This is a genomic window from Eubacterium maltosivorans, from assembly GCF_002441855.2.
GTDB classification, from domain to species: Bacteria; Bacillota; Clostridia; order Eubacteriales; family Eubacteriaceae; genus Eubacterium; species Eubacterium maltosivorans.
Window position 1 is genome coordinate 1 of sequence record NZ_CP029487.1, and the last position, 13,660, is coordinate 13,660.

General features: G+C 44.4%; 23 protein-coding genes and 6 tRNA genes. 12 read left to right on the plus strand and 17 right to left on the minus strand.

The genetic code is table 11. The features are described 5' to 3' along the window. Positions 1–134: 134 nt before the first annotated feature. The 13 genes from CPZ25_RS00005 to CPZ25_RS00055 form a co-directional block, all read right to left on the minus strand. A complete protein-coding gene (locus CPZ25_RS00005; RefSeq protein ID WP_096919280.1) occupies positions 135–1,085 on the minus strand; it encodes a replication protein in 951 nt (316 codons plus the stop codon). A gap of 157 nt (positions 1,086–1,242) precedes the next feature. Continuing rightward, complete coding sequence (locus CPZ25_RS00010; RefSeq protein ID WP_096919281.1) at positions 1,243–1,446, minus strand: hypothetical protein; 204 nt, start codon at positions 1,444–1,446, stop codon at positions 1,243–1,245. Positions 1,447–1,554: 108 nt separating this feature from the next. After that, on the minus strand, positions 1,555–2,304 hold the full coding sequence (locus CPZ25_RS00015; RefSeq protein WP_096919282.1) for a zonular occludens toxin domain-containing protein: 750 nt from the start codon (positions 2,302–2,304) through the stop codon (positions 1,555–1,557). Positions 2,305–2,594: 290 nt separating this feature from the next. Beyond that, positions 2,595–2,831 carry a hypothetical protein gene (locus tag CPZ25_RS00020; RefSeq protein WP_096919283.1) on the minus strand — a complete coding sequence of 79 codons (237 nt, stop codon included), beginning with the start codon at positions 2,829–2,831 and terminating at the stop codon, positions 2,595–2,597. 3 nt (positions 2,832–2,834) lie between these two features. Then, complete coding sequence (locus tag CPZ25_RS00025) at positions 2,835–4,484, minus strand: hypothetical protein (protein WP_096919284.1); 1,650 nt, start codon at positions 4,482–4,484, stop codon at positions 2,835–2,837. 325 nt (positions 4,485–4,809) lie between these two features. After that, positions 4,810–4,953 (minus strand): hypothetical protein, encoded by a 144-nt coding sequence (locus CPZ25_RS20275; RefSeq protein ID WP_167495124.1) that lies wholly within the window; start codon positions 4,951–4,953, stop codon positions 4,810–4,812. A gap of 25 nt (positions 4,954–4,978) precedes the next feature. Continuing rightward, entirely contained in the window at positions 4,979–5,149 is a 171-nt protein-coding gene (locus tag CPZ25_RS20280) for a hypothetical protein (protein WP_167495125.1), read from the minus strand. A gap of 38 nt (positions 5,150–5,187) precedes the next feature. Further along, positions 5,188–5,457, minus strand: coding sequence for a hypothetical protein (locus CPZ25_RS00030; RefSeq protein ID WP_096919286.1), 270 nt, complete (start codon positions 5,455–5,457; stop codon positions 5,188–5,190). Next, positions 5,399–5,635, minus strand: a complete 237-nt coding sequence (locus CPZ25_RS00035) for a hypothetical protein (protein ID WP_133067066.1) — start codon at positions 5,633–5,635, stop codon at positions 5,399–5,401. Before CPZ25_RS00035 ends, CPZ25_RS00030 begins: the two co-directional genes overlap by 59 nt. Before the next feature lie 11 nt (positions 5,636–5,646). Continuing rightward, the gene (locus tag CPZ25_RS00040) at positions 5,647–5,916 is read right to left on the minus strand and encodes a hypothetical protein (protein ID WP_096919287.1); all 270 of its coding nucleotides are present in this window, start codon (positions 5,914–5,916) and stop codon (positions 5,647–5,649) included. A gap of 78 nt (positions 5,917–5,994) precedes the next feature. Next, positions 5,995–6,198, minus strand: a complete 204-nt coding sequence (locus tag CPZ25_RS00045) for a hypothetical protein (RefSeq protein WP_096919288.1) — start codon at positions 6,196–6,198, stop codon at positions 5,995–5,997. After that, entirely contained in the window at positions 6,198–6,386 is a 189-nt protein-coding gene (locus CPZ25_RS00050) for a hypothetical protein (protein ID WP_096919289.1), read from the minus strand. Before CPZ25_RS00050 ends, CPZ25_RS00045 begins: the two co-directional genes overlap by 1 nt. Continuing rightward, positions 6,364–6,567 (minus strand): hypothetical protein, encoded by a 204-nt coding sequence (locus tag CPZ25_RS00055; RefSeq protein WP_096919290.1) that lies wholly within the window; start codon positions 6,565–6,567, stop codon positions 6,364–6,366. The genes CPZ25_RS00050 and CPZ25_RS00055 overlap by 23 nt, the downstream gene beginning before the upstream one ends. A gap of 133 nt (positions 6,568–6,700) precedes the next feature. Here CPZ25_RS00055 and CPZ25_RS00060 point away from each other — a divergent pair. The 5 genes from CPZ25_RS00060 to CPZ25_RS00080 all read left to right on the plus strand — a co-directional run bounded on the left by CPZ25_RS00060 (position 6,701) and on the right by CPZ25_RS00080 (position 7,249). After that, positions 6,701–6,776, plus strand: a tRNA-Val gene (locus CPZ25_RS00060). A gap of 15 nt (positions 6,777–6,791) precedes the next feature. Beyond that, positions 6,792–6,868, plus strand: a tRNA-Asp gene (locus tag CPZ25_RS00065). A gap of 107 nt (positions 6,869–6,975) precedes the next feature. Next, positions 6,976–7,051, plus strand: a tRNA-Phe gene (locus CPZ25_RS00070). A gap of 42 nt (positions 7,052–7,093) precedes the next feature. Further along, a tRNA-Gly gene (locus tag CPZ25_RS00075) sits at positions 7,094–7,168 on the plus strand. A gap of 7 nt (positions 7,169–7,175) precedes the next feature. After that, a tRNA-Cys gene (locus CPZ25_RS00080) sits at positions 7,176–7,249 on the plus strand. Between the two features lie 71 nt (positions 7,250–7,320). Here CPZ25_RS00080 and CPZ25_RS00085 read toward each other — a convergent pair. Further along, positions 7,321–7,908 carry a hypothetical protein gene (locus tag CPZ25_RS00085; protein WP_058695201.1) on the minus strand — a complete coding sequence of 196 codons (588 nt, stop codon included), beginning with the start codon at positions 7,906–7,908 and terminating at the stop codon, positions 7,321–7,323. 326 nt (positions 7,909–8,234) lie between these two features. On the opposite strand from CPZ25_RS00085, the gene CPZ25_RS00090 reads away from it, so the two are divergent. From CPZ25_RS00090 to CPZ25_RS00100, 4 genes are all read left to right on the plus strand, one after another. After that, positions 8,235–8,309 (plus strand) — tRNA-Gly (locus tag CPZ25_RS00090). 197 nt (positions 8,310–8,506) lie between these two features. Continuing rightward, entirely contained in the window at positions 8,507–9,127 is a 621-nt protein-coding gene (locus CPZ25_RS00095) for a lysozyme family protein (RefSeq protein WP_058695200.1), read from the plus strand. A 39-nt stretch (positions 9,128–9,166) separates the two neighbouring features. Further along, on the plus strand, positions 9,167–9,322 hold the full coding sequence (locus CPZ25_RS20285; protein WP_158501363.1) for a hypothetical protein: 156 nt from the start codon (positions 9,167–9,169) through the stop codon (positions 9,320–9,322). A 197-nt stretch (positions 9,323–9,519) separates the two neighbouring features. Beyond that, entirely contained in the window at positions 9,520–10,038 is a 519-nt protein-coding gene (locus CPZ25_RS00100; RefSeq protein WP_096919292.1) for a GNAT family N-acetyltransferase, read from the plus strand. On the opposite strand, the gene CPZ25_RS00105 is transcribed toward CPZ25_RS00100, so the two are convergent. Further along, positions 10,033–10,248, minus strand: a complete 216-nt coding sequence (locus CPZ25_RS00105; protein ID WP_207670837.1) for a KTSC domain-containing protein — start codon at positions 10,246–10,248, stop codon at positions 10,033–10,035. The two genes, CPZ25_RS00100 and CPZ25_RS00105, sit on opposite strands and share 6 nt — an antisense overlap. Positions 10,249–10,321: 73 nt before the next feature. Continuing rightward, positions 10,322–10,489, minus strand: a complete 168-nt coding sequence (locus tag CPZ25_RS00110) for a YjzC family protein (protein WP_013379637.1) — start codon at positions 10,487–10,489, stop codon at positions 10,322–10,324. Between the two features lie 155 nt (positions 10,490–10,644). Here CPZ25_RS00110 and CPZ25_RS00115 point away from each other — a divergent pair, with 155 nt between their 5' ends. After that, positions 10,645–11,304: a hypothetical protein gene (locus CPZ25_RS00115; RefSeq protein ID WP_133067067.1), complete on the plus strand. Its 660-nt coding sequence runs from the start codon at positions 10,645–10,647 to the stop codon at positions 11,302–11,304. Between the two features lie 323 nt (positions 11,305–11,627). After that, positions 11,628–12,821 (plus strand): CaiB/BaiF CoA transferase family protein, encoded by a 1,194-nt coding sequence (locus CPZ25_RS00120; protein WP_167495126.1) that lies wholly within the window; start codon positions 11,628–11,630, stop codon positions 12,819–12,821. Positions 12,822–12,972: 151 nt separating this feature from the next. On the opposite strand, the gene CPZ25_RS00125 is transcribed toward CPZ25_RS00120, so the two are convergent. Then, positions 12,973–13,263: a hypothetical protein gene (locus CPZ25_RS00125; RefSeq protein ID WP_058695195.1), complete on the minus strand. Its 291-nt coding sequence runs from the start codon at positions 13,261–13,263 to the stop codon at positions 12,973–12,975. 175 nt (positions 13,264–13,438) lie between these two features. Here CPZ25_RS00125 and CPZ25_RS00130 point away from each other — a divergent pair, with 175 nt between their 5' ends. After that, positions 13,439–13,618: a hypothetical protein gene (locus CPZ25_RS00130; RefSeq protein ID WP_013379641.1), complete on the plus strand. Its 180-nt coding sequence runs from the start codon at positions 13,439–13,441 to the stop codon at positions 13,616–13,618. The last annotated feature ends 42 nt before the right edge of the window (positions 13,619–13,660 follow it).

A 13,660-nucleotide genomic window follows, 5' to 3' on the forward strand; every position in this document is an offset into this window, starting at 1 on the left:
AATTTTCAATTTTATACCGTTCACGTTCTGTCAAATGCTGTCCCATGATCGTTACCCCCTATAACGTACAAAACAATATTTTAACACAAAACTGTCGTGGCTGCGGTGCCGATCCGAGCCGGTAAAGGCGTTTTTCAAAAGCTTAACTGTTCAAACCCATCAATCTTTTCATCCTCAACAGGTTTTTCCCTTGTGAAATGCTTGATGTTATAAATCCGCCTGCAAAAGGCCTCCCAGGTTTCCGGGTACTGCTGCTGAATGAAATCATACTGACAGGTCAGCGGAATGTTCGAAATGATATAGACCTTGGTGTAGCAGGCAATCTTATTCAGATAGCGGCAGGGAAGCTCCAGCGGGTAGCGGTCTAAATAGTTGAGCATTTCCTGAATCTTCAGGGAGCTTCTGAACTCCTCGAAAATGACCACGTCCTGGCCCTTGTAACTGTCAAAAGGATGATCATAGTCTGTGATGCGGTACACATTTTCATAACCGTACTGATCCATGACCGACCGTGTTTTTCCGGTTCCCGTTTCGCCCCAGATATAAGTGACTTCCAAATCCCTTAAAACGTTTTTGAATTTCTCCTCCTTGACAATCTGCCTTGCCCGCTCAATCTTATCAATGTGCATCATGTAAGCCGGGTTCTCCTCGATGATGTCAAAGTTTGATAACCCTTGTTTAATCATGTCGTACAAATCTATGAGGTCATTTCTTTGGCCTTGACGCTCAACAGGCATATCGCCAAACTCCTCATGGGTTTCCGGTAAATTGGTTTCTTTTTTCTTGTCGTTAGCCCACTTCCCTTCTTTGTAAATATAATCCCGGTTTTCTTTACTGGTGCCCTTAGCCATCTCAAAATGCGCACGTTCAAACTTTTTCTTGATGGTGGAAAAGCGCACGGCATCGGAGCAGGCCATAAAGACATGGGTGTGATAAGTACCCGTTTCGCCAATCTCGTCACTTAAGCACCAATACACACAGCTTTTAAAGGTACCAAGCTGTTCTTTAATCTTTTCGTGGGTAAAGCCCTTTTCCTTGGGATTATTGATCGTTATCTGCCACTTCCTCGAGCGTGTATCCTTCATTTTTCCCCCTTTTTGTCACAGAAGTTTGTCACAACATTGTCACAAACTTGTTCATTGTTTACAATGGCTTTAAACCACTGTTTTTACGGTTTTGTCACAAGTCACAGAGGTGCGCTAAGGTAATACTAGCTTAGCGCACCTACACCGGATTGTTAATTTACAGCATATGTATAATCTCAATGGTCAACAAGAATACCGTATCAATCAGACACAGCATAATAGCGATAAAGGCCATCATTTCCGTGACATAGTGCTTTGATTGAAGATACTTTACCGGGACGAGTAAATAGGCCAGATAAGCCAGCAGGGACAGGAAAAAGGCAATCCCGCAGATAATGACGGGAATGTATTTAATGTTCATTTTAAACCTCTCAAAGTTTCAATTTGTTATAAAGATATTTAATCCAAAAGACAACCGCCCAGACAAAGTAGGCGAAGATGAACAGGGCTAACAGGATGTCAAACACATTTAATCCACCTCCAATAGCTGCTTTAAGCTGGTTTTCTGCTGCTCCAGAGGGCTTTTCCCCTTCTTAAGCTCTTTCATTAACTGCATGGTGTCATAGCTGTGACGGATTTTATTGTAGGCCACAAAGTTATAACGCCATGCCCGGTGTCGTTTTCTTGCGCCACGATCTGCCTTTTCATCATTGGCGAGGTACTCGGCAGTGTTAAAGGCTTTGTTGAAAATCCATCGGCCGAAGAACAGGGATTTACATTCAATGACAAAGTTGGTCTGTTCTCTCAGCTTTTTGTCGACTCTGGTAAACACCTGGGCGCTGGCCACGATCTGCTTGTGAAGCTTTCTCTGTTGGCTGATGTAGTCAAGCATGTTGTCCGGGCAGTCCTGCCATTTCTGGGACGCAAAGGTCAGGTGGATTTCATCAAAGCCAAAGATAATACCGTCATCGCCGTTGTCATAATCGATTAAGTCCTGCCAGCTGGTAATCTTTCCGTCCGCGTATTTGTAGTTGAAATTCGTATAGATTTTAAGTTTGGGGTATTTTTTATGCATGCGGTTTAAATACTCAACCATGGAGATGGTTTTACCGGAACCGCCAAGACCGCAGTAGAGCCAGAAGCCAAAGCCCCGGAACTTCTTTTTATCAAGCTTAATAAAATCGACAATGCCCAAAAAAAGGGCGATCAAGGGTTTAAATTTCATCATGTAAAAGATAAAGAAAACGGTAAAGGCGATAAAAGGGATGATATAATTCATAACAGTTTCTCCTTTTATTTTTTTGTTTATTTTGTGTTTGATGCGCGCTGATCAGAGTGGATGAGGGACGGAATAAAGTATCAGCGGTTAAAAATGAGTGTCTGTACTTATAATTTCTGCCAATGGCGGAAGGACAGAGGATGTGACCGATGCGTGAGCGCCGACTGAAACAAGCGCAGGTGTACTGCCGCCGTGACGGTGGCCGGGTGGTTACGGTGAAAGGGGACGCGATGCGGTACACCCGATGCACACCGCCCGCCTGCCCATGAAGGGCAGACGCGCGATGTGTGCTAAAGGAGCTGCAATACTGCCGAGATGATGGCACAGACCACCCAGACCGTCAGAATGATGCCGGAGCAGGCCAGGAAGATATCTAAGGGAATGTAGTGGCCAATGACGGCGCAGTAGTCGGTGAGGTTGTCAAAGACGGTCATGGCGTCGGGCGGAAGCTCGACCTTTGGAAAGGCGCCGACCATTCCGGCGACCAGACTGTAAAGCCAGTTATACAGGCCGAATTTTTCGAGCATGGTTTAATCCTCCTTCTTTCGGCTATTGCCACTGCCACCGCCGGAATTGTTATCGGTGTAGGCTTGTCCAGTTCCAACACGAATGCCAATGCCAAAGACGTTGGAGACCATGGCGAAGCAGGCTAAAGCCGTAACGACTTTAAAGAGCAGACCCACGCCGTGCTTGACCTGTTCTCGGGCGGGCTCGTACCAGTCCAGGGTGATCTGTTTGGTGGAACCGTCAAGGTAGGGATAGTAGATGATCAGGGGCCTTGTCTCAACGGTGATTTTATTCAAGGCAGTATTCATCTGGTCCACGATGGGAAAGACCTGTGGTATCTGCTCAATGATGGGTGTTGCGATGCTTTTTCCCTCGGGGATCGCGAAGAAGTCCGGGACGGACAAGGCAAAGTCGGCGATATTGGTTAAGGGAACCGAGATCGAACCCGTTAAAGCGTCAATGCCGGATTGAACCGTTGCGTCGATCCCGGTCAAGGCATCGGTGATATTGCCGAAGATTTCTTTACTACCGTCAAAGACGTCCTGGGCGGTGGCGGTGATGCCGTCAATGATGGTGTCAATGGCGGTTTTAACACCTGCTTCGATGCCGTCAAGGGATGGATTGCCAAGGCCGAGGAGTGCGAGAAGGGCGGAGAGCCAGGGCATGTCAATGTCTTCTGGTTTATCCGGGATGTCTGGGGTATCGGGGTCTTCGACTTCAGAACCGGTATAGCTGGGGTCGATCACGAGGTCTTCTCCGGTTGGGATGTCGTAGGGTAATGGCGGGGCGAGAACAAGGTCGCTGGTGCCATCCCAGGTGTTTATATTGTTGATGATGGTTTGAGGGAGGACGGTGGGAATGGTAAGGGAATCTGATTTAGCAATCTGGTTCACAGATGGATTTAATACATGCGATGTGCCCATAACAAGTTCACCTAAAACACTTAAATTTTCAGACGTATCATAAACAATGATAAAATAAGTTCCCATATTATAACAATCATAAGAATACACTTGACCACTCGAAGTAACTGCCCTTACATAACCTGTAATTGAGCCGTTTTTATATTTATCTGGTTTTGCAAGACCAGCCGTCCCTAAAGCATTATGACGATTGTAAGTAGTTTGTTCCCAGCTGGTGGGATAGGTAATTGGGAAAAAATAGTCCAAAGTATTAACGTTCGCATCATTAAAATACCAAGTAAAATTAGCTGTATTGGCTAAATAATCATAATTATCAAAACCGGGAAGAGCACTTGGATTCGGAGTTTCAAAATTCCAAAGTGTTTCCTGTATCGCCTGCAAAAACGCATAGATCACCGCCCCACTGGCAAGGGCTTTGATTTTGGCGCTCTCGGCACCGGACTTGATGGCTTCGCCTAGTTTGTTGGCTTGGTCGATGGCGGCGGATCCGGCGGCTTGGAGGTTGGCTTGAGCTTTTTCGGTGATGGAAGAAAGATCGGCAGGGGATACCTTATAGCCGCCGGAGATAGCACCGTTTGAAGTTAATGCCGCTAAAATCAATGCAACAACTGGAATACCAAATTTTAGAGTATCCTCAATCGTATTGGCTTTTACTCTATGTATAGAACTGAAAGGAGTAATAGCAATAACTAAAGCCATTAAAATTGCAATAAACTTATATTTAATCTTATGAGTATTTATAGATTCCATTCGTTACTCCTTCATGGTATAATTATTTAAAATACAGACTGGGGGTATGAAAATGTTCAAAATGCTTACATTACTAGCTTTATTGCTAATAGCAGTTTTTGGTATTCTGTTAATCGTATGTCCTGAAGATCGCTTAAATATTCCTGTGATAAAGGATATAGATAGATGGATAAGCAAACATAAATTAATAGGATATGGATGTATATATGGAACCATGTTTATTTTATTCATTGTCTACATCATGTTTAACTAAATTAAAAACCTGCCTACCACAGGGGGAGTGGTGGCAGGTTTTTTTAAGAGGATTAAAAATGATTGGTTGATGCTACAGGAAAGTGTAGATTATCCGGCGAATCAGGCTGATACCGATCATGGTGCCCATGATGCCAAGGCCGATGGGCACCAGCGTGGTTAAGCCGGAATTGATGGAGTCGGTGACGGGTTTTAACATGTCAGCGGTGATTTCCATAAATAAAGCTCCTTTCGTTTAGATTTTACAGGAAGGTATAAATGACACGACGAATCAGGCTGATGCCAATCATCGTACCCATGATACCAAGGCCGATGGGGACCATAACCCCCAGGCCGGAGTTAATGGAGGTGGTAACAGGCTTGATGAGATCAGCGGTGATCAGAAAAGCATTGACAACCGGTTCTTCAGACATAGGCGTACCTCCTTCTTTTGAATTTATATAACCGCCTGTCAGTAATCGACAAAGGCAGATATACACTTGTAAAAGATCAGACAAACAATGATGGCCGCCGTAACACCTACGGCCAGATACATCATGATGGTGATCTGATCCAGCCGTTCAATGATGGTATTCAAAGCGTTCACGGTATCCGTCACCGACTCTGCCACCACCGTAGGGGTCGGGCTGGCGGTTGGTGACGGGACTACCGTTGGTGTTAGATCATTCGTCAAAGAACTGGCGGAGTTTTCGAGGGCTAGTGTCAGGCGTGTCAGAAACATTCCGTGTGACCTCCTCTGGTTCTTCTAAATCGTCCAGATCGTCGGTCATGGGGAAACCACCCTTAAGCGGGCACCCGGTACAGAACTTGTACTCGCCCTGACAACCGGAGTGTACCGACCATTTGACCACACCGTAGACACAGACTGCGCCAATGATAAAACCTGTGATAAAAACCATGGTTTCACCTGTCAGGCTTTCTTCTGATCGTCAACGTTGATTAAGTCCATGGCGTAAAACTTACCTTTGTTGTTGAAGTAGATAAAGACAAACTTGTTCAAGTACTCCTTGAAATTGTAGTCTTTGGCAATCTTGTGTGAAACAAAGATATCCGCCGTGCGGGCACCCTGAAGGTTTTCAGCATCGTCATTATAGACGATAAAGAGCTTGACCCCTTCAATGCGGTTGCCTTCCTTAGTTTCAAAGTCCATGGGTAAATAACCGAGTAATTTTGCTTCCATAAATTTTTCTCCTTTAAGTTTTATTTATTTTCAAGCCTGTAGCGGTTAAGCAGAATCAGGCTGAATGATCATGCGTTTTTATTCATAATGATAATGGCTTGCCTGACTGGGAAAGGCAGGCGGCTGATAGATGGTGACGCGGCCTCCCTCGGGTACAATCATGATCAGCGGGAGCAGGTGATTGTACTGCTTTTGAAAGACCGCATCATTGTAGAGCTTTTTCAGTTCCTCAAGGGATAAGGCCAGACGGGGGACGGGTTTTTCTTTTTTAGGTAGTCGCATTAGGCATTATCCTCCGTCAATTCAATCGAATTTAAATATTCCAAAAATTCATCCATTGATTTATGTCTTGCCCGATCTGCCTTTACCGTATCGTGTTCAAGATTCGATTGAGCCAATCCATAGGTATAAGCGTCGCTCAATGCTATGGCAAAGTAGGCGATTAAATTATTTTTTTGATCTTTCGTCATTTTTCATATCCTCCTCAACCTCAAATGCATTGTATAGAAAGTTAATAAAATCAAATTCCGGGTCAGACTGGCTGTAAAGGGATAAGTCATTATCCAAAGCCGAAGCACGGCCCAGATCATAATTATAGTGAAAAGCTTTCGTTGCAAGCTCCATGAGTTCAGAGCGTTGCTCGTGTGTCATAGTAAAACCCCCTTAAAAAGTTCATTTGTTCTATGCGTTTTATTTTACAACTCAAGTTTTTTTAAAATTTGTGTGAAAAAGTGTTGACAAAGAGTGCGTGCTGCCGTATAATAATGCACGTACTCAAGTTGATGGTCGCTTAGCTCAGCTGGGAGAGCACCTGCCTTACAAGCAGGGGGTCATAGGTTCGAGCCCTATAGCGACCACCATTTTTTATGTACTGCGGCCTGGTAGTTCAGTTGGTTAGAATGCCAGCCTGTCACGCTGGAGGTCGAGAGTTCGAGTCTCTTCCAGGTCGCCATTTCTATTGTACATAAACGTAAAAGTATTTATTTTTTTCTAAAAAAGTACTTGACAACATTAATTTGAGGCGGTATAATTAATACTTGTCACTGCAAGTTTATGCAAGCCCAGATAGCTCAGTCGGTAGAGCAGAGGACTGAAAATCCTCGTGTCGGTGGTTCGATTCCGCCTCTGGGCACCACTTTAATCATCAAGTGGTCAGACAGTGTTAATCAATTATTAAGCGGAAGTGGCTCAGTGGTAGAGCATCGCCTTGCCAAGGCGAGGGTCGCGAGTTCAAATCTCGTCTTCCGCTCCACTATTAAGGTGCCATAGCCAAGCGGTAAGGCAAAGGTCTGCAACACCTCTATCCCCGGTTCAATTCCGGGTGGCACCTCCAATTTTAAACTTTAGTCGCTGATATAGCGGCTTTTTTTATTTAAAAAAGAGCCCTTGCAGGCTCTTTGCAGATTACTTCGTTTTTGACAAAATACCGATGGTAGATCTTCTGGGCAGGACAAAGGCCGCGTCCTCCATTGAAACCCCGATTTCGGCCGGATAACCGCCAAATAGGTTAAAAAGTTTGACCTGTTCCTCCTTTGGCCAGGCTTCGCCCGCGCCGGGAACATAATCGTAAATATCCGGCCAGCTGGCAGCACTGCCAACCTGTTTTGATACAAAGGCCTTTCCAGCGCCCACCAGAAGGTTCATGATACCATCCATCATAAAAAGATCCATCTGATCCGTTAAGGAAGCCGCGTAAGCGTCAATTTCAGTGCCGCAGGTCGCAATGTACGCGTAAAGGGCATCGCCCTCATCCAGATTTGCCATAAGCTTCGGGCTTGTAAAAGCCGCGCCGTTGATCACGATCCGCGTTTCTGTTTTTTCATCGACAGAGCCGGAGATCACCAGTGCCTTAGGCACCGCGGCGGCATTCGTCTGATCCAGCAGAATCTGCGCCTGGTTTAAAAGCCGTTTACGGTTCCGAAGCTTCAGCGCGTCGTTCAGAGTATCCATCGTTATTTCGAAGGGAATCGGATTAAAGATTTGCCCATTCATAAAAATCACTTCCTTAATTAAATTCTTAATAGCATTATAGCACACCTTTACATTAATATATCCTAAAAGAAAATAATGAAACATCGGTTTTACTTATGCCCGTTCATAAATTTTTTTGAAATATTATTGACATTTTCAAAGGAAAAGAGTAAGATAATATGCAGTTGCTCATGTGCGAAGTGGCTCAGTGATAAGTAGGGAACCTAAATCTATGGTTTGATTTAAGGTGAATCACTTATACAAAGTTAACTCAAATCCGGAATTTGGAGTGTCCGGGAGTGTAACACAAGCCGAAAGCACGAAAGACAGAATACCAGTTTTATTAAGCGGAAGTGGCTCAGTGGTAGAGCACTGGCTTCCCAAGCCGGGGACCGCGGGTTCGAATCCCGTCTTCCGCTCCAGTATAGTAAAAAAGATGCCTGAAACCCAGTGTCTGATTGGGGGACGGGCTTTTTTATTTGTACCCGGTGCCTGGGGATAAATGGTTCAGCACAATTTTATTAAATTTACATTTAATAGAGGGCTTAAATTAATTCTTATATAAGATTTAAAGATTAGAATAGTGTCTGAACATTATTTTGAAAGGGACTTTAAATTTATGAAGAAAAGAAGGCGTTCCAGAAAGAAAAAACGGTTCAGGCCGCTTATCTGGGGAATCGTGGTGATCACAGGGATCCTTCTTCTTAACTGCAGCTTTATGGCTGGAAGGGGAAATAAAAACAATGACAAATCTCAGGAAGAGGGACTTTCGTCAGCGGTTGTTGAGTACAGACCGGTGGTCGCGCAGTACGCTGCCGAGTATGGGATAGAAGAATACACGGATTATCTGCTGGCGGTCATGCAGGTAGAATCCGGAGGCAACCATGAGGATGTAATGCAGTCCAGCGAATCACTGGGGCTGCCGCCGAACAGCCTGGAGACAGAAGAGTCCATCAACCAGGGATGCCGCTATTTTGCAAAGCTGTTGAGACTTGCTGCGGAAAAGGGCTGTGATTTTAACACCGTCGTGCAGGCCTACAATTTCGGTGACGAATTTCTGGACTTTATCGCGGAAAACGGAGGTATCTACACCATAGAGCTGGCAGAGGAATACGCCAGACAGAAATCCGGCGGCGAAGAAGTGACCTATTTAAACCCCATCGCCCTGAAAGCAAACGGGGGCTGGCGCTATAAATACGGAAATATGTTCTATGTTCAGCTTGTTTACCAGTATGTCTGAGACAGGCCAGAACAGGATTTTTAGATAAAAGGAGAAAGAATGAAAATAACACCGGAAGAAAAGCGACGCAATCTGGATATTTTTTACGTGGACGGGCTGATTGATAATATTCTCGAGGAAATGCTGAAAGAAGTCGATAAGCTGACGCCAGAAGAGAGCGTTCATTTTAAAAAGAAGAAAAATATAATTATTTAGATTTCAGATATGATTAAAATATGCTGACAGGGGTATAATTAGTTTTGAACACACATACCTCTTACTTAAATTAATAAAACTTACTCCCCCAACTTTTCCTTTTTTAAAATCCCCAGCTCCTTGCGAACCGGGGATTTTTCTGTTGTTAAAAAATGGAATTTAGATTATAATATAGTGCTGGAAATTTAAAAGAGGAGGTGTACAGAATAGAGGATCTAACCATTGTGCAGGCTGAGAAGAAGGACGTAGAGGCGCTCTTAAAATATCGCGATGCAATCGGCGCTGAGAGCGACAATTTAACCTTTGGCAGAGAAGGCTCTGGCATGACACTGGAAGCCCAGGAGGCTTTTATCCAAAAAACAAGAAAAGACGAGGGATCAGTCATATATGTTGGAAAAATTAATGATGAAATCGTGGCTCTGGGCTCGATTACAGCCTATAATAAACCGCGTATCCGCCATCGGGGAGAGCTGGGTTTGACGGTTCGGAAACCGTACTGGAACCAGGGAATTGCTACAAAAATGATGCAGGCCCTGATGGATTTCGCAAAGGAGAGCACAAGCTGTGAGATCGTTGAGCTGGAGGTCCGGTCAGATAATAAGACTGCTGTCCACCTTTATGAGAAGTTTGGTTTTAGAACCATCGGTGTCTATGAAAAATTCTTTAAAATCGGAGAACAATACGCCACAGCCAATTTGATGACCTGCTGTCTATAGGTTGTAGGCGATCTTTTTGCGGGGATACTGCCCACGGATGTACCTTCCGTAATATTTGCCGACAGATTTCGCGGCCAGCATGCCCTGGTAATGGCGGAAAGGGACATTAAAATATTCGTATAGATTACCGTTTTTAAACTGGATATACAGATTCCCATTGTGGTACCCGATGGAATCGACCAGGGTAGAGCTGACAAAATGCATTGACATAGAATTCACGCCCTTTTTGCTCATTATAACATGCGAGTATAGAAAAAGCCACTGACAGGCAGTGGCTTGAAAATTATTGCTTTTTCCATTTATGGCCGGCTTCCTGAGTAGGGGGAAGGCGGTCGCCCTTGGCGATTGTGACGACACGGCCGTTTTTAATTTCACCGCCGCGTGGGCCTACTTCCTTATAGGTACCTGGTGCCTGATTGTCTGTACCAGGATTTACGAGTTCTGACATCATAGAAATCACTCCTTTCAAGATTAAAGGTGTTTGTATTTTGTATAGAACAAATATATCCAAAGGGCATAATGAATAACACTCTTAGTAGCCATTCAGCAAGATGCCAATAAACTTTTAAGAAAAATCGGCTTTATTTAGAATATGAGAGAGTAAAGATGAAAATAAGTTATCCAACACCAAAACATAGGCAATATATAGATTATATGCAGGCCATCTGCAGCGAGCAGCGACTTTCACTTGTTTTAGAGGGCTCTCTGGCTGCGGGAAAGGCCAGCCGTTTTTCGGATATTGACTTGATTTTAACTGGAAGTGTAGCAGTAGCACAACTGGAAAAAATAATATCAGGTTATGGATATTTAGCCATGACCAATTATACAGAAAATCCAAAAGGGATTTTAATCTTAAATTATGCGGATGGTATAAGTGTTGATCTGGATATTCGCAAGATTGTGTTAAAAGAGGAAATTGAAGCAAATTGTATTTTATGTGATTTTGGATTTGACTTTGGAAAAAATGTCGAGCGTCTGGAATTAAAGACAGATTTGGTGCCAGAGCGACCTCTCTGGTATAAAATCCTCCGACTTATCCACCGCTGCTGTTTAAAGTATTTGGCAGATAAGGTAGAGAACGCAGCAGGATTGGCAAAAGAGGTTGCTCTAGGGGTGGAACAATGCTGCGGCATATCGCTTCAAAGACAAGGAATTCCAGAGAGAATGGTTGAAGCTTTTAACAGCATCGATAAATATTTTGATACAGGAGTTACTATCCAAGAACTTTTTAACCCTTTGTTCAAAGCGATGAGCGAAAAAGAATAAAAAAAGGCAAAAATTTACCCTTTTGGAATGTTGAAACAGATATAGTAAAAATAGTGGTCTGTTTTATGGTCGCCCAGCCTCTTTTTCTGTCAAGATTTTAGCAGTAAACAGAGGCAAAATACATTGAAACTTTAGCATCGAAAGAATAAAATAATGAGGAATTCCAAAGAGCTTTTGTCTTTAAAGGCAAAAGCGACTGAAAAGAATTGAATAATTCTTTTCCCCTCATTTTTTGTCTCCGGTCCGCCGGAGGCATTTTTGTTTTTTGCATAATGGCAGTCATTCTGTTAAAATGAAGCTAAAAAATGGGAGGGAATTATACAATGACCGATAAAAGAGAAGAAGGTGCTCTGGAGGGATTGAAAATACTGGATTTTTCAACCCTTTTGCCGGGTCCTTTCGCTACAACCATGCTGGCAGACCTGGGGGCAGAGGTACTGAAAATAAGCGGGCCGGGCAAGCCGGATATTGTATTGGACTATCCGCCTTTTATTGAGGGGACCACTGTATCGGCGAACCAGGCTTGGCTTGGGCGCAATAAAAAGACCATGCTGCTGAATTTGAAAAAGCCCGGAGCCGTAGAAGTCGTCAAAAAGCTGATCATGGAATACGATATTGTGATGGAGCAGTTCAGACCTGGGGTTATGGAGAAACTGGGGCTGGGCTATGAAGCCCTTGCCGAGATCAACCCGCGCCTGATCTACTGCTCCTTAACTGGCTATGGACAGACAGGGCCTCTGAGCCATAGGGCTGGACATGATATTAATTACCTGGCAAGAAGCGGAAACATGGCCCAGGCCGGACGTGCAGAAACAGGACCAGTCCTGACCAATATGCAGGTTGCGGATGTGGCGGTTGGCTCGATGAATTCAGTCATTGGAATTTTGGCAGCGGTCCAGTACCGGAATCGGACGGGGAAAGGACAGCGTGTGGATATTGCCATGCTGGACGGCCTTATTCCCTTTAATGGTATGGACGGCACTGCCTTTCTGGCAGCTGGAAAAGTTCCGAAGCGGGAAGGCGAGCGCCTGAATGGCGGCTGTATGTATGATTTTTATGAGACAAAAGATGGGCAATACCTGAGTGTTGGCGCTCTTGAGCCAAAATTTTGGGCAGAGTTTTGCCATTGCATCGGGCGTGAGGATTTGATCGAGGGATCGGTGTGGCCAGAGGACGTAAAGGCAGTCAAGGAGGTCATAAGGGGGATTCTCAAGGAAAAAACAAGAGATGAGTGGATGGCTGTTTTTGACGGCTGCGATGTGTGTGTGGAGCCAGTGCTCTCAGTACAGGAGGCTTTGTTGGAGGACGCGCATATTCGCGCGCGTGAAATGGTGGTAGAGGTAGAGCTGCCGCTGTCGGATGGTAAGAAGGTCCCCCAGTACGGCACTGCAGTCAAGCTGTCCGAAAGCCCCGCCCAATACCGGTTCGGCGGTTATCCGGTCGGTTATCACACCGAAGCAGTGCTGAAAGCATTGGGCTGCTCAGATGACGCGATCGAAAGCTTAACTTCTATATAATTTAACAAGCTTTTAACTGGTGCTCTGGTCAGAAAGCAGCTATAATAAAGCAGACACCAGAAAACTTTTCATTTCTCTCTGGGGCTTCCGCTTTTTTGGTGGGAGCTTCTTTTTGTATTAAAAAAAGCCTGGTAATCCAGGCATAAGGTAATTAGAAAAGACGTCCACCGCCGAATATAAAAAACAGCAGACTGGCAAATTTAAAAACAACCACCATAAGACCAATGGTCCGTCCGGTTTTGGCATTATCGTTTTTCGGGTCCGCCGCCAGTTCTTTTTTCCCCATAAAAAAGGCCACAGCGCCGCAGACGATAATCAGACCACTTAAAACAAGCGAAACAGGGTTAGTGTTGTTTTTAAAGGTCAGCAGAATATTAAGCGCCCACAGAATAATGGCTATTACACCAAAGGTATAGCCTCTCTTACCAAATTGAAAGCCCATATTTTTCTCCTTTTCTTTTGTTAGTTGAACGTTTTGGCTCAGTGCTATTATACTTGTTCAAATAAAAAAATACAACATCGAACCATTGATTTTCTCCTTTTCTGAAATTTAGGGAGAAGTGTTATTTTCACCCGGTCTTTGGGTAAAAACTAGATAACACTAAAAGGAGGTATTTATGATGGAAAAGGATACAAGCGCATTTTTAAAAGATAAAAGAGGTGCCGCCTTGACAGCCGACAACACAGGTAAGTGCGGTGAGTATATCTACGAGGAAACCATTTGCTCCGCCGAATTTCCGCAGGGATGTATTGATTCGGAATCACCGAAGCCCGATGCAGCGGCGGATGTTGAATAAACACGATTAAGCAAATCCGGGCACGTCTGAGGGCGTGTCTTT

Coding starts and splice junctions, on each gene's coding strand:
- CPZ25_RS00005 (WP_096919280.1), bottom strand. CDS start 1,085: ATGAAGGATACACGCTCGAGGAAGTGGCAGATAACGATCAATAATCCC.
- CPZ25_RS00030 (WP_096919286.1), bottom strand. CDS start 5,457: ATGTTTCTGACACGCCTGACACTAGCCCTCGAAAACTCCGCCAGTTCT.
- CPZ25_RS00010 (WP_096919281.1), bottom strand. CDS start 1,446: ATGAACATTAAATACATTCCCGTCATTATCTGCGGGATTGCCTTTTTC.
- CPZ25_RS00105 (WP_207670837.1), bottom strand. CDS start 10,248: ATGTCAATGCATTTTGTCAGCTCTACCCTGGTCGATTCCATCGGGTAC.
- CPZ25_RS00120 (WP_167495126.1), top strand. CDS start 11,628: ATGACCGATAAAAGAGAAGAAGGTGCTCTGGAGGGATTGAAAATACTG.
- CPZ25_RS00020 (WP_096919283.1), bottom strand. CDS start 2,831: ATGCTCGAAAAATTCGGCCTGTATAACTGGCTTTACAGTCTGGTCGCC.
- CPZ25_RS20280 (WP_167495125.1), bottom strand. CDS start 5,149: ATGTCTGAAGAACCGGTTGTCAATGCTTTTCTGATCACCGCTGATCTC.
- CPZ25_RS20275 (WP_167495124.1), bottom strand. CDS start 4,953: ATGGAAATCACCGCTGACATGTTAAAACCCGTCACCGACTCCATCAAT.
- CPZ25_RS00110 (WP_013379637.1), bottom strand. CDS start 10,489: ATGATGTCAGAACTCGTAAATCCTGGTACAGACAATCAGGCACCAGGT.
- CPZ25_RS00085 (WP_058695201.1), bottom strand. CDS start 7,908: ATGAATGGGCAAATCTTTAATCCGATTCCCTTCGAAATAACGATGGAT.
- CPZ25_RS20285 (WP_158501363.1), top strand. CDS start 9,167: ATGAAAATAACACCGGAAGAAAAGCGACGCAATCTGGATATTTTTTAC.
- CPZ25_RS00015 (WP_096919282.1), bottom strand. CDS start 2,304: ATGAATTATATCATCCCTTTTATCGCCTTTACCGTTTTCTTTATCTTT.
- CPZ25_RS00095 (WP_058695200.1), top strand. CDS start 8,507: ATGAAGAAAAGAAGGCGTTCCAGAAAGAAAAAACGGTTCAGGCCGCTT.
- CPZ25_RS00045 (WP_096919288.1), bottom strand. CDS start 6,198: ATGCGACTACCTAAAAAAGAAAAACCCGTCCCCCGTCTGGCCTTATCC.
- CPZ25_RS00035 (WP_133067066.1), bottom strand. CDS start 5,635: ATGGTTTTTATCACAGGTTTTATCATTGGCGCAGTCTGTGTCTACGGT.
- CPZ25_RS00125 (WP_058695195.1), bottom strand. CDS start 13,263: ATGGGCTTTCAATTTGGTAAGAGAGGCTATACCTTTGGTGTAATAGCC.
- CPZ25_RS00050 (WP_096919289.1), bottom strand. CDS start 6,386: ATGACGAAAGATCAAAAAAATAATTTAATCGCCTACTTTGCCATAGCA.
- CPZ25_RS00130 (WP_013379641.1), top strand. CDS start 13,439: ATGATGGAAAAGGATACAAGCGCATTTTTAAAAGATAAAAGAGGTGCC.
- CPZ25_RS00025 (WP_096919284.1), bottom strand. CDS start 4,484: ATGGAATCTATAAATACTCATAAGATTAAATATAAGTTTATTGCAATT.
- CPZ25_RS00115 (WP_133067067.1), top strand. CDS start 10,645: ATGAAAATAAGTTATCCAACACCAAAACATAGGCAATATATAGATTAT.
- CPZ25_RS00040 (WP_096919287.1), bottom strand. CDS start 5,916: ATGGAAGCAAAATTACTCGGTTATTTACCCATGGACTTTGAAACTAAG.
- CPZ25_RS00055 (WP_096919290.1), bottom strand. CDS start 6,567: ATGACACACGAGCAACGCTCTGAACTCATGGAGCTTGCAACGAAAGCT.